This window comes from Gammaproteobacteria bacterium, assembly GCA_037388465.1.
In the GTDB taxonomy this organism is placed as follows: domain Bacteria; phylum Pseudomonadota; class Gammaproteobacteria; order SpSt-1174; family SpSt-1174; genus JARRKE01.
On record JARRKE010000002.1, the window covers coordinates 36,852 to 55,909 of the forward strand.

Consider the following 19,058-nt stretch of genomic DNA (forward strand, 5'->3'; position numbering starts at 1 on the left):
TCTGCCTTGAACCAAGCAGTATTCGTTCCACGTGTGGCGGGTGCGTAAACCCTTGGCGTGGTTGAAAGAGGATGAAAACAGGAGAGAAGAACGGGGCAAATCAACCAGTTTGAATGGTTGATTTGAGCCGGCGACGGGTTGAATCGTGCCGCCGTTACGTCAGCATGGAACCCGCTGCCGTCATGGCCGGGATGGCTACCGCGAGGTCAGCGATCCTCGAAATGACGGATGAGCAGGTGCAATTCCGCCGTGTCCAGCGGCGGCAATGGCGCCCAATGGGCGATTTTGGCACAGCACAACAGGCCGAGCCCGAATAGCCAGAACAGACTGAACAGCAAAAGAAACACACCAAAATCCAGGATGACGAATAGCGTTATCGGGACGATGATGAACAGTCCCAGTATTCGTAAGGATGAATCGGTGAGTGATTCCATGATCGCTTTCCTCCAGGCAAACGGCGCGATTGACATCGGCAGTTCAGACCCGTCGGGTCGAGACCCGACACGGAAGAAAAGATGCACAAAGCACGCCATGATCCGAAAGGGCCGGATCATGGCTGACAGAAGCAAACAACCGAGCGTTTATCACGCCCGGTTGGGGAGGGGACTCACGAGGGATGAAAGCCTGACTGGCCGAGCATGTAGAGGATGGCGTTTTTCAGTTCCTGATTGCTCAACGATGGATCGCCGCCGCGCGCCGGCATGTTCTTGAAGCCGTGTTCCGCGTGGTCGAGCAGCGTGGCGATGCCCTTGGCGTAATGCGGCGCCCACAGGCTGTGCGAGCCGATCTTGGGGGCGCCCAGCACACCGGCGCCATGGCAGTGTATGCACACGGCCTCGACCACCTGTTTGCCGGTTTTCGCCTTGGCGACCGGCGCGGGTAGCGCATCCGGGTTGCTGGCGGCGACGTGTCCGATCGGTTGCAGGCGTTCGCTTATGCTGGAGTCCATGACGTCGGGCAGGTGGCGTTCATGATCCGCAACCAGTGCGTGATAGAACTGTGAGACCTGGCTGGCCATGATCAGCAGGATCGCCATGCCGACGAGCAGCAGCAGGATCTGCAGCCAGAGGTGCTCCTCGAGTTTGAATTCTTTCAAAAGGGCCTCCTGAATTTCGAGTGGCAGATTGAAAAACGGACCGGTTTGCCGTTGCACTTCAACGTGCCGTCCGGACGCACCCGTGCCGCGGCAGGAGACCGCGTAAAACGATGAAAGTTCAGTCGCTGGCGCGGATGCGCTCGTAGAGGTCGGCGTACTGTTTTTCGAGGATGTCGCCGAACAGGGGATCGTGGCGATGCGGGACTTCGGCTTCGATGCGCCGCCAGTCATCTTCCTTCAGGGCGGCGCGAATGGTCGGAAATACGGTGGCTTCTTCGGTATCGAGGTGACGGCGCTGGATCTGGATGTAATCGTACAGCCGTGTTTCGAAGGCTTCCCGTTCCTGAATGGCGTCGCTGAGGATGGCGTCGATGCTTTCCAGCAGCCGGTCGGTCAGTTCGGGCAGCAGCTTGTGCTCTTCCATGAGTTCGTTGATTTCCTTGCGCTGTTTGCGGTGATGTTCGAGATAGACCTCGAACATCACATCCTCGCGCGGGTGGTGGACCAGATCGGGGTAATTGTCGATGTAATCGACGATGTCCCGCATCAGGTTGTAGTCGGGCGTGTCGCCGGCCTGCAGCGTGGCAAGCTGATCGCTCAGCAAGACGAGCAGCTTGCTCAGGTTGACATGGTCCTCACGCAGCGTGTCCAGCATATCGCCCATCGTGCCGTCCTCCCAGGGCTGACTATAGTCTGCACCGGCGGGGAATGCCCGCCGGTGCGCAGGCTCAAGATTTGGGCAGTTTGCCCTCGGTATCGAGTACCACCCGGGTCATGGACAACACGCTGTCCGGATTCAGCGACATGGACTGAATGCCCTGTTCGACCAGCCACTTGGTGATCTCGGGGAAATCGGAGGGCGCCTGGCCGCAGATGCCGACATACTTACCGTGGCGCTTGCAGGCCTCGATGGCCAGCTTCATCAGGGCGAGCACGGCCGGGTTGCGTTCGTCGTAGCCGGTCAGCATGCCGGAATCGCGGTCCACGCCCAGGGTAAGCTGGGTCAGGTCGTTGGAGCCGATGGAAAAACCGTCGCAGTGCTTCAGGAATTCGTCGGCCAGCAGGGCGTTGGCGGGGATCTCGCACATCAGCATGATCTCCAGGCCGTGTTCGCCGCGCTTGAGACCGTGCTCGGCCATGACCTCCTGCACCGCCACGGCTTCGTCGACGGTGCGCACGAACGGGATCATCACCTTGACGTTATCCAGCCCCATGTCTTCGCGCACCATGCGCAGGGCACGGCATTCCAGTGCGAAGGCGGCGGAAAATTCCTTGGAGGGGTAGCGGGAGGCGCCGCGGAAGCCGAGCATCGGGTTCTCCTCGTCCGGCTCGAATTGCTCGCCGCCGATCAGGGCGGCGTATTCGTTGGACTTGAAGTCGGACAGCCGCACGATCACCGGCTTGGGGTAGAACGATGCCGCGATCATGCCGATGCCTTCGGCCAGGCGCAGGGCGAAGAAGGACTCGCGGTCGGGATAGCCCGCCACCAGGTCGTCGATCTTGCGCCGCAGTTTGCGGTCCAGCTTGTCGTATTCCAGCAGCGCGCGCGGATGGACGCGGATGCTGGTGTTGATGATGAATTCCATGCGCGCCAGCCCCACGCCCGCATTCGGCAGGCGGCTGGTTTCGAAGGCGAGTTCGGGGTTCGCCAGGTTCATCATGATGTGGGTCGCGGGTTCGGGCAGTCCGGAGATATCCAGCGACTCGCACTTGAAGGGCAGTTTGTCCCGATACACGAAACCGGTGTCGCCTTCGGCACAGGATACGGTGACCTCGCCGCCGTCGGTGACCTCGCGCGTGGCGTCTCCACAGCCGACCACCGCCGGGATGCCCAGCTCGCGCGCGATGATGGCGGCATGGCAGGTGCGTCCGCCGCGGTTGGTGACGATGGCCGAGGCGATCTTCATGACCGGTTCCCAGTCCGGGTCGGTGATGTCCGTCACCAGCACCTCGCCGGGCTTGAGCTGGTGCATGTTCTTGGCTTCCATGATCACGCGGGCCTTGCCGGCGGCGATCTTCTGGCCGACGCTTTTGCCCTCGGCCAGGACCTCGCCGCGCTCGTCCAGCCGGTAGATGTCCTCGGTGGCCGCGCCGCGCAGCGACTGCACGGTTTCGGGGCGGGCCTGGACGATGAACAGCTCGCCGGTCTTGCCGTCCTTGGCCCATTCGATGTCCATGGGGCGTGACACGCCGGCCTTTTCGGAATAGTGCTTTTCGATGATGACGGCGTAACGGGCCAGCTCCAGCACCTCGTCGTCGTTGAGCGTGAAGCGCGAACGCTCCGCCTCGTTGACCGCGACGTTGCGGGTGGAATGGCCGGCCATGGAGTCGTGGCCGTAAACCATCTTGAGATGCTTGGTGCCGAGCTGGCGCTTGAGAATGGGCCGGTGGCCGGTGGCGAGCGTAGGCTTGAAGACATAGAACTCGTCAGGATTCACCGCGCCCTGCACCACGTTCTCGCCCAGGCCGTAGGCGGCGGTGATGAACACCACGTCGCGGAATCCGGTTTCGGTGTCCAGCGTGAACATCACCCCCGACGCGGCCAGGTCGGAGCGCACCATGCGCTGGATGCCGATCGACAGGGCTACGTCCATGTGGCCGAAGCCCTTGTCCACGCGATACGAAATGGCGCGGTTGGTGAACAGCGATGCGAACACGCGCTGGCAGCTGAGCAGCAGGTTGTCCACGCCGCGGATGTTGAGGTAGGTCTCCTGCTGGCCGGCGAAGGAGGCGTCCGGCAGGTCCTCCGCGGTGGCGGAGCTGCGGATGGCGACGTCGGGCTCCGGCAGCTTGTCGGTCGCCAGCTCGTGATAGCCTGCGATGATTTCCTTGGCGAGGTCCTCGGGCACCTCGGCATGCATGATCCAGCTGCGGATCTGGCTGCCGGTGCGGGCCAGGGCGGTGACGTCGTTCTTGTCCAGTCCGTCGAGGGCCTTGCTGATGCGCTCGGTCAGGCCGTTGTGTTCCAGGTAATGGCGATAGGCCTCGGCGGTGGTGGCAAAGCCGTTGGGTACTTTCACCCCCTCGGCGGACAGCTCGCGATACATCTCCCCCAGCGAGGCGTTCTTGCCACCTACCTGCGGTACGTCATCGATGCCGAGTTCATCAAAACGGCGGATGTAGCGGTACTGAGTCATTCATGGCTCCCTGGCGTTGACGATTTGCCCCCACTTGTCGTCACACAATGTGCCACATGTTCAATGACCCGCCAAGACGAGCGAGGCGGTTTCACGCATTCGGACAATCCGCTTGCCGCCATGCGCCATTTCTTGCCGGATTGCGAAACGTCGTACCGGCTGTTGCGGCGCAGGATGGCAAGCAAGCCGGACCGGCGTCGGCTTGCGCAACTTTAATGTGTCCGATGGCGTCATGTTGCTGAAACCGTCGGGGGATTACATGGTGACGTTACCCTCAGCGCGAGGGATGTCATCGCACGGCCGGGGAGAGGAACACTTGCAATGGCGGGTGGGAAGGCACCAAGATGAACGCCCATCCAGATCACGCGGGTCAAGGTAGACGGGCGAATGGATTGGTTGCCACGGAAACAGTTTGAAGTGTTGTTGTCCAGCCTGCGCGCACGCGGCCATCGCCTGGTCGGACCGCAGGTGCGTGACGGTGCCATCGTGTACGACAGCCTGGAGCGCGCGGATCAGCTTCCTCAAGGATTGCGTGACGCCCAGTCTCCCGGTTCGTATCGCATCGAGTCGAGTGACAATTCCCGCTGGTTCGCCTGGGCCAACGGCCCGCAGGCGCTCAAGCCCCTGACCTTCGTGCCGCGCGAAACGCTTTGGCGCGCGCGCCGTGACGACCAGGGCACGCTGCATTTTGAATCCCCGGGTTTGGACGAGGCACCGTTGGCCGTGATCGGCGTGCGCGCCTGTGATCTCGCGGCCCTGCGTTTGCAGGAACAGCATTTCATGGCGGGAGAGGTCGCCGCGCCGAACTTCGCCGCCCGCCGCCAGCGCCTGTTCCTGGTCGCCGTGCATTGCACGCATCCGGCGGACACCTGTTTTTGCGCGTCCACCGGCGACGGGCCGCATGCCGAAGCCGGCTACGATCTGGCGCTGCACGAGCTGGACGACGGTTTTCTGGTCGAGGCCGGCACCGAGGCGGGGACCGCCCTGCTGGAGGAGCTGCCGCTGCAGCCGGTGCCGGACGGCGCACAGGAAAAGGCCGACGAGGAAATCGATCAGGCCGCACGCAGCCAGCAACGGGGACTGCCGTCACATGATCTGCGCGGCCTGCTGTTCGGCAACCTGGAACATCCGCGCTGGGAGGCGGTGGCGGAGCGCTGCCTGTCCTGCGGCAACTGCACGGCCGTTTGCCCCACCTGTTTCTGTCACGCCGAATCGGATCATCCGACGCTGGCCGGCGACGTCACCGAACACGTACGCGCCTGGGATTCGTGTTTCACCGCCGGCCACAGCTATCTGGCCGGTTTCGTGCTGCGCGAGGACACGCGCAAACGGTATCGCCAGTGGCTCACGCACAAGCTAGGCGGCTGGCACGACCAGTACGGGCGCAGCGGCTGCGTCGGTTGCGGGCGCTGCGTCACCTGGTGCCCGGTCGGCATCGACCTGACCGAAGAGGTTGCCGCGCTGCAGGAGGACGGCCATGACTGAGGCGTTGCTGCCGCGCGAGGCCGAGGTCGTCGAGCGTATCCAGGAATCTTCCACCATTTTCACCCTGCGCCTGCGCATGACGGACACCGAGGCGCATGCGCGCTACGAGTTCGCGCCGGGCCAATTCAACATGCTGTACCTGTACGGCGTGGGCGAGGTGCCCATCTCCATCGTTTCCGATCCCGAGGACGATCATCTGCTGGACCACACCATCCGTGCGCTGGGCCGCGTCACCGACGGACTGGCCAGGTTGGAGGCGGGCGCGCGCGTCGGCATCCGCGGTCCCTTCGGCCGCGGCTGGCCGCTGGCCGAGGCACGGGGCCGCGACGTGGTGCTGGTCACCGGCGGACTGGGCTGTGCGCCGGTGATGTCGGTGATCAATTACGTCACCAAACGGCGTGGGGAATTCGGCAGGCTGACCATCATTCAGGGCGTCAAGCATTCCGACGACCTGATCTGGCGCACCCAGTACGAACGCTGGGCCGCCCTGCCGCAGACCCAGGTGCTGCTGGCGGCCGACGTGGCCGGCCCGGGCTGGCACGGAGCGGAGGGCCCGGTCACGGTGCTGTTCGATCAGGCCGAGATCGATCCGGAACGGGCCGTGGTGATGATGTGCGGTCCGGAGCGCATGATGCAGGCCTCCGCGCATCTGTTGCTTGAGCAGGGCATTCCCGCCGAATCGCTGTGGCTCAGCCTGGAGCGCAACATGCAGTGCGCGGTGGGTCATTGCGGCCATTGCCAGATGGGCCCGCATTTCGTGTGTAAAAACGGTCCGGTATTCAGCTGGCCCGAGATCAGTGACCTGTTCGGCACGCCGGGTTTCTGAGGCGGCGAGGAGCGTGAGTCATGTCTGAATCCGATACTCCCAAGCCACGCGTCGCGGTCCACAAGTTCAGCTCCTGCGACGGCTGCCAGCTCGCCTTTCTGAATGCCGGCGAAGCCCTGCTGCAGCTGAGCGAGCTGGTGGACCTGGTGCATTTCGCCGAGGCGGGCCCGATGGACCCGGATGCGGCGGTCGACATCGCCTTTATCGAGGGCAGCATCTCCACGCCCGACGAACTGGAACGCGTGCGTCAGGTGCGGGCGCAAAGCCGTTACGTCATCACCATCGGCGCCTGTGCCACCGCCGGCGGCCTGCAGGCGTTGCGCAACTTCGCCGATGCCGAAGCCTGGAAACAGGCCATTTACGCCAGTCCCGAATACATCGAGTCGCTGGACACCGCCACCCCGGTGGCCGAACACATCAAGGTGGATCTCGAACTGTGGGGCTGCCCGGTGAACACTCGGCAGGTGCTTGCCGCCGTGCGCGCCCTGTTGTTCGGCGTGGCTCCGGTGGAGGAAAATGAAAAGGTCTGCCTGGAGTGCAAGCGCAGCCAGGCGGTGTGCGTGCTGGTCGCCCAGGGCGCCCATTGCATGGGGCCGGTGACGCGCACCGGTTGCGGCGCGATCTGCCCGCGTTTCGGACGCGATTGCTACGCCTGCTACGGACCGGCCGAGAACGCCAATCCGGCGAGTCTGAGTCAACGCTTCGCGGGCCTGGGTCTGGCACCCGAGGCGGTGCGGCGGCGTTTCCACTTCATCACCAGCCATGCCGAGCCGTTCCGTTCCGCCGGCATGGCCAAGGGGAAGCAGGATGACTGAACGGCGCAATGTAAGCATTCATGTGCCGGTGCTGGCCCGGGTCGAAGGCGAAGGTGCCCTGGAGCTCGAGGTGCGCGACGGCGGGATCGAGACCCTGCACCTGCGCATCTTCGAGCCGCCGCGCTATTTCGAAAAATTCCTCGAGGGCCGCGAGGGCTGGGAGGTGCTGGATATCGTGCCGCGCATCTGCGGCATTTGTCCGGTCGCCTACCAGATGAGCGCGGTGCACGCCATGGAGCAGGCCTTCGGCGTGCAGCCCACGCCGTGGGTACGGGCCCTGCGCCGCCTGATGTATTGCGGCGAATGGCTGCAAAGCCATAGCCTGCACATACACCTGCTGGCCCTGCCGGATTTTCTCGGCTTCGAATCGGCGCTGGCCATGGGCAAGCAGCACCCGGAAGAGGTGGCGCGCGGCCTGCGCCTGCAGGGGCTGGGCAATGCCATTCTGCGCCTGCTCGGCGGGCGTTCCGTGCATCCGGTCGGCGTGATGGTGGGCGGTTTTCATCACGCCCCGTCGGCGGAGGACGCGGCGCAGTTGTGCAGTCAGCTCGAGGCCGCCATCCCGGAGGCTGCGGCGCTGGTGCGCTGGACGGCGGCGCTGCCACTGCCCGAGGATGAGCAGGACTTCGTCACGGTCTGTCTGCGTCACCCCGACGAATATGCGATGAACGAAGGCCACATCGTCAGCGGCGACGGGCTGGACATCGATGCCGGCGAGTACCCCGAGCATTTCGAGGAATACCATGCACCGCATTCCACGGCGCTGTTTTCGCGCTATCACGACGGACCGTATCTGGTCGGTCCACTCGCGCGCCTGAACCTGAATCTCGACCGCCTGCCGGCCGAGGTGGCCGACAATCTCGCTCAGGCCAATGTGACGTTCCCCAGCCGCAACATGTTCCACAGCGTGGTGGCGCGCGCGGTGGAGATTCACCTGGCGCTGGTCGAGGCCGTGGCCATACTCAGGCAGTACGCGCCGACGGCCGAAACCCATGTCGAGGCCGTCCCCAAGGCCGGTATCGGGGCGGCGGGCACCGAGGCGCCGCGCGGTCTGCTCTGGCATCGCTATGTCTTCAATGACGAAGGCAAGGTGGCCGAGGCGCGCATCGTGCCGCCTACCAGCCAGAACCAGTTGCGCATCGAGGAAGACCTGCATCGTTCGCTGACGGCCTTCGGATTGGACCAGGCGGATGAGGCGCTGCGCCTGCGGGCGGAGACCGTGATCCGCAATTACGATCCCTGCATTTCCTGCGCGACCCACTTTCTCAATATCCACGTCAAGCGCGCTTGAAACCCTGGCGTGTCATCGGCATCGGTTCGCCGTACGGTGACGATCAGGTCGGCTGGCGGGTGATCGATGCGTTGACCGCGAATGCCACCTGGACGGCCTACGCCGCCGACTGCGCCGCGCTCGCCTGCGACCGGCCGGGCATGGCGCTGCTGTCCCACCTCGACGGTGCGCAGGGTGCCGTGTTGATCGATGCCGTGTGTTCCGACGCCGCGCAGGGCACGCTGTTGCAGCTCGATCCGCAAACGACGATCACCGAGCCCGACAGCCTCAGCAGCCACGGTTTCGGCGTGTCGCAGGCCCTGGCGCTGGGGCGTGAGCTGGGCACGCTACCTGATCACTTCGCACTGCTGGGGATCGAGATCGATCCGCTGGCCGCCCGCCCCGAGTTCTGTGACCATCCCCTGAGCGTTCCGGTGGCGGCCGCCATCGATGTCTGTATTCACGAGATTCATCGCTTGTTGGAACGGTGGCGCGAGACCTGAGTGCAGGCTTGGCCGTGTCATCGAAGCGGCATGGGCATGCTGGTAGACCGGTATCCGCCTGCCCGCGGTTTCTCCATCCGTTATGATGGATATCCATTTGCCGAAGACCCTCCCAGCGCGGATATGTCCTTGAGTATCGAGGAGAGCACGCCGGTTCCCGAATCCCCTGTCGCGGAAGGTCTGGCGGTGCGCGTGCGCGGCCTGGTGCAGGGCGTGGGCTTCCGGCCCCATGTGGCGCGACTGGCGCAGGCGCTGGGTGTCGACGGCGACGTGTGCAACGACGGCGAGGGGGTGTTGATCCACCTGTGGGCGACAGCGGCGGTCAGGGCCGCGTTTCTCGCCCGGCTCGAAGATGAGGCTCCGCCGCTGGCGCGCATCGAGGCGGTGGAGACGTGGCCGCTGCATGATACCCCGCCGCACGGTTTTTCCATCCGTACCAGCGAGCACGGCGCGGTGCGCACCGGCGTGGTCCCGGATGCGGCAACCTGCGACGCCTGTCTGCGCGAACTCTTCGATCCGGCGGACCGCCGTTACCGCTATCCCTTCATCAACTGCACCCACTGCGGACCGCGCTTGTCCATCCAGCGACAGGTGCCCTATGACCGGGCCGGGACCAGCATGGCCGGCTTTGTAATGTGCGACGCCTGCCGGCGCGAATACGAGGATGCCGGCGACCGCCGTTACCACGCCCAGCCCAACGCCTGTCCCGTATGCGGGCCGCGGGTGTGGCTGGAGCCGACCGCGGGTAACACGGCGCTCGAGGGAGAGGACGCCGTCGCGGCCGCCGCCACCTGGTTGCGGCAGGGAGCGATCCTCGCCGTCAAGGGGCTGGGCGGTTTTCACCTGGCCTGCGATGCCGCCAATGCGGCGGCGGTGAACCGGCTGCGCGCGGCCAAGCGGCGCTATGCCAAACCCTTCGCCCTGATGGCGCGTGATCCGGGCGTGATCCGGCGTTATGCCGACTGCGATGCAATCGAGGCGGGCCTGCTTGCGAGCCCGGCCGCGCCCATCGTCCTGTTGAACGCCAGGGAGGATGCCGCGTTGCCCGAGGGCATCGCGCCCGGCCAGGACGCGCTCGGTTTCATGCTGCCCTACACGCCGCTGCATCATCTGTTGCTGGCCGGGTTCGAAACGCCGCTGGTGATGACCAGCGGTAATCTGAGCGACGAGCCGCAGTGCATCGACAACGACGAGGCCCGCGAACGCCTGTCGCCGTTGGTGGACGGCCTGCTGCTGCACGATCGCGACATCGTCAACCGGGTGGATGATTCCGTGGTGCGGGTCGTGACCGGCAAGGCGCGGCTGCTGCGTCGCGCGCGCGGTTACGTGCCGGCGCCGTTGCCGCTGCCGCCCGGCTTTGAGCAGGCTCCACCGGTGCTGGCGCTGGGCGGTGAGCTCAAGAGCACGTTTTGCCTGTTTAAGGAGGGCCAGGCGATTCTGTCTCCGCATCTCGGCGACCTGGAGGATGCCCGGGTCCTGGCCGCCTACGAGGAGGTGCTGGACCGGTTCCAGGGCCTGTTCGACTTCCGGCCGGCCTGTCTGGCCGGCGATGCCCACCCCGGCTACCTGTCCACCCAACTGGGCAGGGACCGGGCCGGGCGCGACGGCCTGACCTTCACGCCCGTTCAGCATCACCACGCTCATATCGCGGCCTGCCTGGCGGAAAATGGCTGGTCGCTGAACGCCGGGCCGGTGCTGGGGATCGCCCTGGACGGGCTGGGTTACGGCGAGGACGCCACCCTGTGGGGCGGCGAATTCCTGCGTGCGGATTATCGCGCCATGCATCGCCTGGCCGCGCTGCAGCCGGTCGCGCTGCCTGGCGGGGTGCGCGCCATCCTCGAACCCTGGCGGCTGACCTATGCCCAGCTGGTGCGATTGCCGGACTGGTCCGAACTGCGCGAACGGTACGCCTCGCTCGACCTGCTGCAGCGCCTCCAGGCCAAGCCGCTGTCCACCCTCGACGCCATGTTGGAGAAAGGGATAAACGCCCCGCTCAGTTCGGCCTGCGGGCGGCTGTTCGACGCGGTGGCGGCGGCGCTGGGGATTTGTTTCGACGTCATACATTACGAGGGTCAGGCGGCCATCGAACTGGAAGTGCTGGCACGCCGCGTCGGCAACGAGCCAGGTGGTTATCCATTTGCACGCATCGATGGCGATCCGCCCCGGCTGGATCCGGCCCCGATGTGGGCTGCCCTGCTGGCCGACCTGGCCTCGGGCGTTAGCCGCGAGTGCATTGCATGGCGCTTTCATGCCGGGCTGCTGGACGCGCTCGCCGCACTGGCCGGCGAACTCGCCGCGGCGCAGCATCTGGACACCGTGGCACTGTCCGGCGGCGTGTTCCAGAACCGCCTGATGCTCGCCGGTCTGCAGGATCGGCTGGAACGCCTGGGCCTGCGGGTGCTGACTCACGCCCAGGTGCCGAGCAACGACGGCGGGGTGGCGCTGGGGCAGGCCGTGATCGCGGCGGCGCAACTGCTCGAGGCGCAGGGCTCATGACTACGCCGATGGTGCAGCGCCTGGTCGAGACCTTCGAGCGCATCCACCGCGAGCGGATGCGGGGACTGCCCATCGTGCATCCGGACCTCGAGGTCGAGGCGGTCGGGTTCCGGTCCTGGGAGGCGGGTGAGATCGGTGTGCTGATTACCCCCTGGTTCATGAACCTGACCTACCTGGTGCCGCCGCCGAACGGTTGGGATCAGCTGCCGCTGGGACACGTACTGATCCTCGACTTTCCTGCCGGGCCGTATTCATTCGTTCTGGCCGAGGCGGAAGGGCTGGGGCGCTATCGCAACTGCGCCTTGTTCACCACCATGCAGCCGTTTGCCGATCGGGCCCAGGCGCGTGAAACGGCCGAGGCGGTCATGAAGGGGCTGTTTCTTGCCGCATCGCCCGAGCGATCCGGCGGCATGAGTCGGCGTGAATTCCTGCAGGGCGTGCTAAGGGGCGGGCGCAAGTGAGCGCCGCGCTGGAAGGACAACTTGAAATTATCATCGACTGGCGGGACGGCGTGGTACAGGACGTGCACATCGCCTCCAGCCGGCCGGTGGGCCTGAGCCGGGCCTTTGCGGGAAAACCGGTCGACGAGGTGCTGGAGCATCTGCCGCGGCTTTATTCGTTGTGCGGCGTGGCGCAGGGTGTGGCGGCCCGGCTGGCCGCCGACGCGGCCCGGGGGTTGGCCACCGATGCGGCCACGCAGCGCGCCATGGGCGCGGCCGTACTGGCCGAGACGGCCCAGGAACACCTGTGGCGGCTGCTGCTCGACTGGCCGATGCTACTGTGGAACGAGGCGCCGGATCCCCGGTGTTTGCGCGAGGTGCGCGGCCTGCTGCCGGCACTGATGGCGCAGCTGGCGGAAGGCGGGCAGGTGCATCGATTGAGCGGCGAACGCCTGTCCGCCGCCGGGCCGGCCGTGCGGGAGACGGCACGCCGTCTCGATGCGTGGCTGTCGGACTGGCTGTTCGGCATGCCGGCGGTCGACTGGCTGGAGCTGGACGCGGCTGCCGCCGCGCGTTGGGAGGCGGATTCTTCTGAGCAGGCCGCCCGGTTGCTGCGCGCGGTGCGCGAATCGGACCCCGGCATCTCCGGCGGCGGGTTCGAGCCGCTGCCGGTGCTCAAGGCCGAGGCGGTCGATGCCCGTCTGCACGCGGACGCCGCGGGGTTTGTCGCCAAGCCGGACTGGGAAGGCGTGCCGCGCGAGACCACGCCGCTGCAGCGGCAGTCGGGGCATGCGCGTGTCGCGGCGGCCGTGAGCGGACAGGGCAGCGGCGTTTATACCCGGCTGACGGCGCTGCTGGTCGAGCTGGCCATGCTGCCCGGGCGGCTGGACACGCTGTGCGCACCGGAGGTGGATGCCATGCCGGCGCTGTTGCAGGGTTCGGCCGTCGGGGAGGATGCCGGCATCGCCCAGGTGGAGGCGGCTCGGGGACGCCTGATTCACCGCGTGGCGGTGCGGGACGGGCGGGTAGATACTTATCAGATTGTTGCGCCGACGGAATGGAACTTTCATCCTGAAGGGGCCCTGTGGCAGGGGTTGTCCGGGCTGCGCGCCGCCGATGCGGAGGCCTTGCGGCGTCAGGCGGCGCTGTGGATTACCGCGATCGACCCCTGCGTACAGTATCAACTGGAGATCAGGCACGATGCATGAGATGTCCCTGTGCGAGAGCGTCCTGCAGATCATCGAGCAGCAGGCACAGACGAATGGCTTTCAGCGGGTGAAGACAGTGCGCCTGGAGATCGGCGCCCTGGCGGGGGTCGAGCTCGAGGCGATGCGCTTCGGGTTCGACGCCGTGACTCGCAAAAGCATCGCCCAAGGCGCTACACTCGACATCATTGAACTGCCGGGACGCGCGTGGTGTCTGACCTGTGGTCAATCGGTTGAAATATCCCAGCGTTACGATCCCTGCCCTGCGTGTGGCAGTTACACATTGCAGGTGACGGGCGGCGACGAGTTACGGGTCAAGGACCTCGAAGTCGAGTAGGCCTGCGCAAGACTGCAGCGTTCCACGACACCGCACCGGTGTCTCTTTGTGTAAACGAAGGCGGCAGGCCTGGATTCGCGTACGCCGGCAACGCGATGATGGTACCGCCGGTATGCGGTTTGGTGTTTTTCGAGTGAGGGAGGTGTCACCATGTGTACGGTTTGTGGCTGCGGTGAAGGCGAAGTGAAGGTCGAAGGACACGAGCACGATCATCACCACGATCACGCCCACCCTCATCATCACGAGCATCACCATCATGATGACCACGGTCATGGTCATCATGCCCATGATCACGACCATGACGGGGATCGTCAGGATCTGCATTTCGGTCTGGGCCCCGCGCATGCCCATGCCCCGGGGCTCGATCAGGGACGCATGGTGCAGATCGAGCAGGACATCCTGGCCAAGAACAACGGCTACGCGGAAGGCAATCGCCGCTACTTTTCCGAACACGGCGTCCTGGCCCTGAATCTGGTCTCCAGTCCCGGTTCGGGCAAGACCACGCTGCTGACCAAAACCATCGAGATGCTCAAATCGCGTCTGCCGATCGCGGTCATCGAGGGCGACCAGCAGACGGTGATGGATGCCGACCGCATTCGTGCGACGGGCGTGCCCGCACGGCAGATCAATACCGGCAAGGGCTGCCATCTGGATGCGCATATGGTAGGGCATGCCCTGGAAGGCCTGGGGCTGGACGACAACGGGCTGCTGTTTATCGAAAACGTCGGCAACCTGGTCTGTCCCGCCGGGTTCGATCTCGGTGAGGCGCACAAGGTCGCCATCCTTTCCGTCACGGAAGGGGAGGACAAGCCGATCAAGTATCCCGACATGTTCCACGCGGCCGATTTGATGCTGCTCAACAAGACCGACCTGCTGCCGCATGTCGATTTCGACGTGGACCGCTGCATCGAATACGCGCGGCGCGTGAATCCGCGCATCGAAGTGATTCAGCTGTCCGCCCGTTCCGGTGAAGGCATGGAGCACTGGCTGGAGTGGATCGAGGGAGAACGCAGCACGATGCTGCGCGATCGTCTCGCCAGTCTGGAAGCCGCCATGGACGCGATCAGGACCCAGCTTTGACGGCCGGTTCCGATCCGACACTCAGGAGAGACCGCATGCGTTACCTCGATCAGGCACTGCAGGGCATCCCCCGTCGTCCCCTGGCGGTACTGCTGCTCACGCTGCTGGCCTTCAACGTCCTGTCCTGGCTCGCCGCCTTCGGTCTCGCCGCCATCCAGCCCAGCATTCTCGCTCTTGCCGGTCTGGCCTGGGTGTTCGGTGCGCGGCATGCCTTCGACGTCGATCATATCGCCGCCATCGACAACGTCACCCGCAAGCTGCGCCAGGAAGGCAAACGTCCCGTTGCGGTCGGTTTCTTTTTCGCCCTCGGCCATTCCACCGTGGTGATCGCGCTGTCGGCCGTGGTCGCGCTCGGCGCGCGCGGCCTGAAAACGCAGTTCGGCGAGTTCAGTCATTTCGGCGGCATTTTCGGCACCAGCGTTTCGGCCACCTTCCTGACCCTGATCGGCCTGATCAACCTGGTGGTCCTGTGGCAACTGATCAAGGCCTGGCGAGACCACCGCCGTGGACGCGATACCCAGGCGCTGCGCGAAGAGGACATCAATGTGCTGCTCGATCAGCGCGGCCTGTTCGCCAACGTATTCCGCTTTTTGTTCCGGCGCGTGAACCGGAGCTGGCACATGTATCCGCTGGGCGTGCTGTTCGGCCTCGGCTTCGATACCGCCACCGAGATCGCCATCCTCGGCATTTCCGCAGCCCTGGCGACCACCTCCGATTTTCCGCTCTGGGGCATCATGATCTTTCCGCTGTTGTTTACCGCGGGCATGACCCTGCTGGATTCGCTGGACGGGCTGGTCATGCTGCGCGCCTATCAGTGGGCCCTGTCCGATGCGCTGCGCAGGCTGTACTTCAACACCATCATTACCGCCATGGCGGTGGGGGTCGCGTTGATCGTCGGAACCCTGGAGTGGTTGCAGATCCTGGGTCCGCGTCTGGGCGGCCGGGGGCCGTTCTGGGTCTGGCTGGACGGCCTGGATTTCGGCACCATCGGTTTCGCGGTGGTACTGATCATGCTCGTCACCTGGGCGTTCGCCATCGCCTATTACCGTTTGCGCGTCGCGCCGCGTGCCGCATTGACGGCCGACGGCGACTGACCACGCGTATCAGGAGATTCACTTCATGTGCCTGGGCATTCCCGGACAAATCGTTGCAGTTATCGATGAGGCAAACCTGCTGGCGACGGTGGATGTCAGCGGGGTGCGGCGCGAAGTGAACATCGCCTGCATCGTCGACGACGGCCATTCCGCGACGGATTGCATCGGAGACTGGGTGCTGGTGCACGTGGGATTCGCCATGAGTCGTATCGACGCCGAGGAAGCCAGAAACACCCTCGAGTTGCTCGACCAGCTGGATGAACTCCAGAACGAGATGGAGGCGTTCGGGCGGGCCTGACCGGCGGCTTGCGCCCGTTACCAGCGATGGACGACGGTCTTAATTCCCTTTATCCGTTTCTCGGCGGCGGCCGTAAGAACCCCGAGCGGGAGGCGAATTCGCTGCTCGAATCGGTACGCGAAAAGGCCGCCGAAAGCGTACAGGCAAAACAGACATTCTTTGCCGAACAGGGCGAGGCCCTGGTGGCGGCTGCACGTGGATTGGCCGATGTCTATCGCCGCAAGGGCCGGCTGTTTACCATGGGTAACGGCGGTTCCAGCTGCGACTCGTCGCATATCGCGGTGGAGTTCCTGCATCCGGTGACGGCCGGGCGGCCGGCCCTGCCGGCGGTCAACCTCTCGGCGGACAATGCCATGCTGACGGCGGTCGGTAACGATGTCGGCTTTCGGCACGTGTTCGTGCGTCAGTTGGTGGCGCTGGCCCGTTCGGGCGATGCGCTGCTCGGCGTCTCGACCAGCGGCAATTCGGACAACCTGCTGGCCGCCTTCGCCAAGGCGAAGGAACTGGGCCTGCTGACCATCGGGCTGGCGGGCATGGATGGCGGCGAGATGGCGCGTGCCGGGCTCGATCACTGCCTGGTGGTGCACAGCGACAGCATTCATCGCATTCAGGAGTGCCAGCTGGCCTCGTACCACATTCTTTGGGATCTGGTGCATACGCTGCTTGCAGACGATCGCGGCCCGTCGGCATGACGCCGTATCAAAACAAACAATCAACCCATGTCGGCAGCTGATACGCAGCGATCCGGCCGGCCTGGCAATATTTGCGGAATAGAATGAAATACGTCGACGAATTCAGGGACCCGGACAAGGCACGACGTCTGATCAAGGACATCGAGCGCCTGCTGGCGCGCAACACCACCGTACGGCATCGCCCGCTGCAGTTGATGGAGGTGTGCGGCGGGCACACGCACGCCATTTTCAAGTTCGGCCTCAAGAACATGCTGCCTGACGCCATCGAACTGGTGCATGGTCCCGGCTGCCCGGTCTGCGTGCTGCCCATGGGGCGGGTCGACGACTGCGTGGCGATCGCCGAGCGCCCCGAAGTGATCTTCACCACCTTCGGCGACGCCATGCGCGTGCCGGGTTCGCGCAAAAGTCTGATGCAGGCCAAGGCGGACGGCGCCGACGTGCGCATGGTGTATTCGCCGCTGGATGCGCTCAAGATTGCGCGGGAAAACCCCGATCGCGAGGTCGTGTTCTTCGGGCTTGGTTTCGAAACCACCATGCCCAGCACCGCCTTGACGGTGCTGGCGGCCGAGCAGCAGGGTATTAATAACTTTTCCCTGTTCTGCAATCACATCACCATCATCCCGACCATCAAGGCGATCCTCGACTCCCCCGACATGCAGATCGACGGATTTCTGGGGCCGGGGCATGTCAGCCTGGTGATCGGTTCGCAGCCCTACCGGTTCATCGCCGAGCAGTATCACCGGCCGCTGGTGATCGCCGGCTTCGAACCGCTGGATATCCTGCAGTCGATCTGGATGGTGATCAAACAGCTGGACGAGGGGCGCTGCGAAATCGAAAACCAGTATCGCAGGCTGGTGCCCGAGGACGGCAACCCGCAGGCGCTGGGTGCCGTGAACGAGGTGTTCGAGCTGCGCGAGTTCTTCGAGTGGCGCGGCCTGGGGTCCATCGACCATTCCGGGGTGCGCCTGCGCGACGCCTACGCCGCTTTCGACGCGGAGCGAAAGTTCGCGCTGCCCAATGTGCGTATTGCCGATCCCAAGGCCTGCCAGTGCGGCGAAGTGCTCAAGGGCGTCATCAAGCCGCGCGAGTGCAAGGTATTCGGTACGGCCTGTACCCCGGAAACACCGCTGGGAGCGTTGATGGTCTCCAGCGAGGGCGCCTGTGCGGCGTATTTTCAATACGGCGCCAAGACGCGCCAGGTGGACGAGCCGGCACCGGAGACCGTTTCGTGAGCCGTCGTTTGAAGGCCGCCACCATCACGCTGGCACACGGCAGCGGTGGCAGCGCCATGCGCGACCTGATCGAGGACGTGATGGTCGGCAGCTTCGACAACACCTGGCTGTCGCAGCTGGAGGATCAGGCGCGTCTGGACCTGAAGGACATCACGCCGCAGGGCGACCGGCTGGCATTCACTACCGACAGCTACGTCGTCGACCCGCTGGTATTCCCGGGCGGCGATATCGGCACCCTGGCCGTCAACGGCACGGTCAACGATCTGGCCGTGGGCGGAGCCAGGCCGCTGTTTCTCAGCTGCGGTCTGATCCTGGAGGAGGGGCTGTCGGTGGAGTTGCTGCGCGACATCGTCGCCAGCATGCGCGCGGCGGCTCTTGATGCCGGCGTCACCATCGTCACCGGCGATACCAAGGTCGTGCCGCGCGGCAAGGGCGACAAGGTGTTCATCAACACCGCCGGTATCGGCGTGATCCCGGCCGGGGTGAACATCTCGGCCGCGCGCGCCGCGCCGGGCGACGTGGTGATCGTCAACGGCTACCTGGGCGACCACGGGGCGGCGATCCTCAAGGCGCGCGGTGAGCTGGCCCTGGAAACCGACATCCAAAGCGACTGTCAGGCGCTGCATGGCCTGATCGAAGCCATGCTGGCGGCCTGTCCCGACATCCACTGCCTGCGCGACGCGACACGCGGCGGGGTGGCAACCGTGCTGAACGAGTTCGCCGAGAGTGCGGCGGTGGGGATTCGCGTCGACGAGCAACACCTGCCCATTCGCGGCGAAGTGCGCGGCGTGTGCGAGATTCTCGGTCTCGATCCGCTTTACCTGGCCAACGAGGGCAAGCTGGTGGCCGTGATCCCCCCGACCCATGCCGAGGCGGTGCTGCAGGCCATGCGCGAACATCCGGCGGGTCGGGACGCTGTGGTCATCGGCGAGGTGGTGAGCGCCCCTGCGAACAGGGTGGTCATGCAGACCCAATTCGGCGGCGAGCGCATCGTCGATCGCCTGATCGGCGAACAATTGCCGCGCATCTGCTAGATTAAAGGCCCGGAGTCA

Annotated in this window: 19 protein-coding genes; 15 read left to right on the plus strand and 4 right to left on the minus strand. The window is 65.0% G+C overall.

What is annotated here, in order from left to right; translation table 11 throughout:
• Window positions 1–206: 206 nt before the first annotated feature.
• The 4 genes from P8Y64_00570 to ppsA all read right to left on the minus strand — a co-directional run bounded on the left by P8Y64_00570 (window position 207) and on the right by ppsA (window position 4,233).
• Window positions 207–434 (minus strand): hypothetical protein, encoded by a 228-nt coding sequence (locus tag P8Y64_00570; protein ID MEJ2058969.1) that lies wholly within the window; start codon window positions 432–434, stop codon window positions 207–209.
• A 173-nt stretch (window positions 435–607) separates the two neighbouring features.
• Entirely contained in the window at window positions 608–1,096 is a 489-nt protein-coding gene (locus P8Y64_00575; GenBank protein ID MEJ2058970.1) for a c-type cytochrome, read from the minus strand.
• A 118-nt stretch (window positions 1,097–1,214) separates the two neighbouring features.
• A complete protein-coding gene (locus P8Y64_00580) occupies window positions 1,215–1,760 on the minus strand; it encodes a hemerythrin domain-containing protein (protein MEJ2058971.1) in 546 nt (181 codons plus the stop codon).
• 64 nt (window positions 1,761–1,824) lie between these two features.
• Window positions 1,825–4,233 carry a phosphoenolpyruvate synthase gene (gene ppsA, locus P8Y64_00585; GenBank protein ID MEJ2058972.1) on the minus strand — a complete coding sequence of 803 codons (2,409 nt, stop codon included), beginning with the start codon at window positions 4,231–4,233 and terminating at the stop codon, window positions 1,825–1,827.
• Window positions 4,234–4,620: 387 nt separating this feature from the next.
• Between ppsA and P8Y64_00590 the strand changes: the two genes are divergently transcribed.
• The 15 genes from P8Y64_00590 to hypE all read left to right on the plus strand — a co-directional run bounded on the left by P8Y64_00590 (window position 4,621) and on the right by hypE (window position 19,040).
• Entirely contained in the window at window positions 4,621–5,718 is a 1,098-nt protein-coding gene (locus P8Y64_00590) for a 4Fe-4S dicluster domain-containing protein (GenBank protein ID MEJ2058973.1), read from the plus strand.
• Window positions 5,711–6,544: an FAD/NAD(P)-binding protein gene (locus tag P8Y64_00595; protein MEJ2058974.1), complete on the plus strand. Its 834-nt coding sequence runs from the start codon at window positions 5,711–5,713 to the stop codon at window positions 6,542–6,544. The genes P8Y64_00590 and P8Y64_00595 overlap by 8 nt, the downstream gene beginning before the upstream one ends.
• 20 nt (window positions 6,545–6,564) lie before the next feature.
• Window positions 6,565–7,359, plus strand: coding sequence for a sulfhydrogenase subunit delta (locus P8Y64_00600; protein ID MEJ2058975.1), 795 nt, complete (start codon window positions 6,565–6,567; stop codon window positions 7,357–7,359).
• Window positions 7,352–8,650, plus strand: a complete 1,299-nt coding sequence (locus P8Y64_00605; protein ID MEJ2058976.1) for a Ni/Fe hydrogenase subunit alpha — start codon at window positions 7,352–7,354, stop codon at window positions 8,648–8,650. Before P8Y64_00600 ends, P8Y64_00605 begins: the two co-directional genes overlap by 8 nt.
• Window positions 8,647–9,132: a hydrogenase maturation protease gene (locus P8Y64_00610; protein ID MEJ2058977.1), complete on the plus strand. Its 486-nt coding sequence runs from the start codon at window positions 8,647–8,649 to the stop codon at window positions 9,130–9,132. The genes P8Y64_00605 and P8Y64_00610 overlap by 4 nt, the downstream gene beginning before the upstream one ends.
• A 123-nt stretch (window positions 9,133–9,255) precedes the next feature.
• Window positions 9,256–11,628, plus strand: a complete 2,373-nt coding sequence (hypF, locus tag P8Y64_00615) for a carbamoyltransferase HypF (GenBank protein MEJ2058978.1) — start codon at window positions 9,256–9,258, stop codon at window positions 11,626–11,628.
• Window positions 11,625–12,089: a [NiFe]-hydrogenase assembly chaperone HybE gene (hybE, locus tag P8Y64_00620; protein ID MEJ2058979.1), complete on the plus strand. Its 465-nt coding sequence runs from the start codon at window positions 11,625–11,627 to the stop codon at window positions 12,087–12,089. Before hypF ends, hybE begins: the two co-directional genes overlap by 4 nt.
• Window positions 12,086–13,276 carry a nickel-dependent hydrogenase large subunit gene (locus tag P8Y64_00625; GenBank protein MEJ2058980.1) on the plus strand — a complete coding sequence of 397 codons (1,191 nt, stop codon included), beginning with the start codon at window positions 12,086–12,088 and terminating at the stop codon, window positions 13,274–13,276. Before hybE ends, P8Y64_00625 begins: the two co-directional genes overlap by 4 nt.
• Window positions 13,269–13,610 carry a hydrogenase maturation nickel metallochaperone HypA gene (gene hypA / locus P8Y64_00630; GenBank protein ID MEJ2058981.1) on the plus strand — a complete coding sequence of 114 codons (342 nt, stop codon included), beginning with the start codon at window positions 13,269–13,271 and terminating at the stop codon, window positions 13,608–13,610. The genes P8Y64_00625 and hypA overlap by 8 nt, the downstream gene beginning before the upstream one ends.
• 150 nt (window positions 13,611–13,760) lie before the next feature.
• On the plus strand, window positions 13,761–14,690 hold the full coding sequence (hypB, locus tag P8Y64_00635; GenBank protein MEJ2058982.1) for a hydrogenase nickel incorporation protein HypB: 930 nt from the start codon (window positions 13,761–13,763) through the stop codon (window positions 14,688–14,690).
• Window positions 14,691–14,725: 35 nt separating this feature from the next.
• Window positions 14,726–15,784 (plus strand): HoxN/HupN/NixA family nickel/cobalt transporter, encoded by a 1,059-nt coding sequence (locus P8Y64_00640; protein ID MEJ2058983.1) that lies wholly within the window; start codon window positions 14,726–14,728, stop codon window positions 15,782–15,784.
• 25 nt (window positions 15,785–15,809) lie between these two features.
• A complete protein-coding gene (hypC, locus tag P8Y64_00645; GenBank protein ID MEJ2058984.1) occupies window positions 15,810–16,082 on the plus strand; it encodes a HypC/HybG/HupF family hydrogenase formation chaperone in 273 nt (90 codons plus the stop codon).
• 26 nt (window positions 16,083–16,108) lie between these two features.
• On the plus strand, window positions 16,109–16,774 hold the full coding sequence (locus P8Y64_00650) for an SIS domain-containing protein (GenBank protein MEJ2058985.1): 666 nt from the start codon (window positions 16,109–16,111) through the stop codon (window positions 16,772–16,774).
• Window positions 16,775–16,857: 83 nt separating this feature from the next.
• A complete protein-coding gene (gene hypD, locus P8Y64_00655) occupies window positions 16,858–18,006 on the plus strand; it encodes a hydrogenase formation protein HypD (protein MEJ2058986.1) in 1,149 nt (382 codons plus the stop codon).
• On the plus strand, window positions 18,003–19,040 hold the full coding sequence (hypE, locus tag P8Y64_00660) for a hydrogenase expression/formation protein HypE (protein ID MEJ2058987.1): 1,038 nt from the start codon (window positions 18,003–18,005) through the stop codon (window positions 19,038–19,040). Before hypD ends, hypE begins: the two co-directional genes overlap by 4 nt.
• Window positions 19,041–19,058 lie beyond the last annotated feature (18 nt).

Excerpts from the sequence above, each read along its gene's own strand:
- ppsA (MEJ2058972.1), bottom strand. The coding sequence starts at position 4,233 with ATGACTCAGTACCGCTACATCCGCCGTTTTGATGAACTCGGCATCGAT.
- hypC (MEJ2058984.1), top strand. The coding sequence starts at position 15,810 with ATGTGCCTGGGCATTCCCGGACAAATCGTTGCAGTTATCGATGAGGCA.
- P8Y64_00600 (MEJ2058975.1), top strand. The coding sequence starts at position 6,565 with ATGTCTGAATCCGATACTCCCAAGCCACGCGTCGCGGTCCACAAGTTC.
- hypD (MEJ2058986.1), top strand. The coding sequence starts at position 16,858 with ATGAAATACGTCGACGAATTCAGGGACCCGGACAAGGCACGACGTCTG.
- P8Y64_00640 (MEJ2058983.1), top strand. The coding sequence starts at position 14,726 with ATGCGTTACCTCGATCAGGCACTGCAGGGCATCCCCCGTCGTCCCCTG.
- P8Y64_00580 (MEJ2058971.1), bottom strand. The coding sequence starts at position 1,760 with ATGGGCGATATGCTGGACACGCTGCGTGAGGACCATGTCAACCTGAGC.
- P8Y64_00605 (MEJ2058976.1), top strand. The coding sequence starts at position 7,352 with ATGACTGAACGGCGCAATGTAAGCATTCATGTGCCGGTGCTGGCCCGG.
- P8Y64_00590 (MEJ2058973.1), top strand. The coding sequence starts at position 4,621 with ATGGATTGGTTGCCACGGAAACAGTTTGAAGTGTTGTTGTCCAGCCTG.
- hypA (MEJ2058981.1), top strand. The coding sequence starts at position 13,269 with ATGCATGAGATGTCCCTGTGCGAGAGCGTCCTGCAGATCATCGAGCAG.
- P8Y64_00595 (MEJ2058974.1), top strand. The coding sequence starts at position 5,711 with ATGACTGAGGCGTTGCTGCCGCGCGAGGCCGAGGTCGTCGAGCGTATC.
- P8Y64_00650 (MEJ2058985.1), top strand. The coding sequence starts at position 16,109 with ATGGACGACGGTCTTAATTCCCTTTATCCGTTTCTCGGCGGCGGCCGT.
- hypF (MEJ2058978.1), top strand. The coding sequence starts at position 9,256 with ATGTCCTTGAGTATCGAGGAGAGCACGCCGGTTCCCGAATCCCCTGTC.
- P8Y64_00570 (MEJ2058969.1), bottom strand. The coding sequence starts at position 434 with ATGGAATCACTCACCGATTCATCCTTACGAATACTGGGACTGTTCATC.
- hypB (MEJ2058982.1), top strand. The coding sequence starts at position 13,761 with ATGTGTACGGTTTGTGGCTGCGGTGAAGGCGAAGTGAAGGTCGAAGGA.
- hybE (MEJ2058979.1), top strand. The coding sequence starts at position 11,625 with ATGACTACGCCGATGGTGCAGCGCCTGGTCGAGACCTTCGAGCGCATC.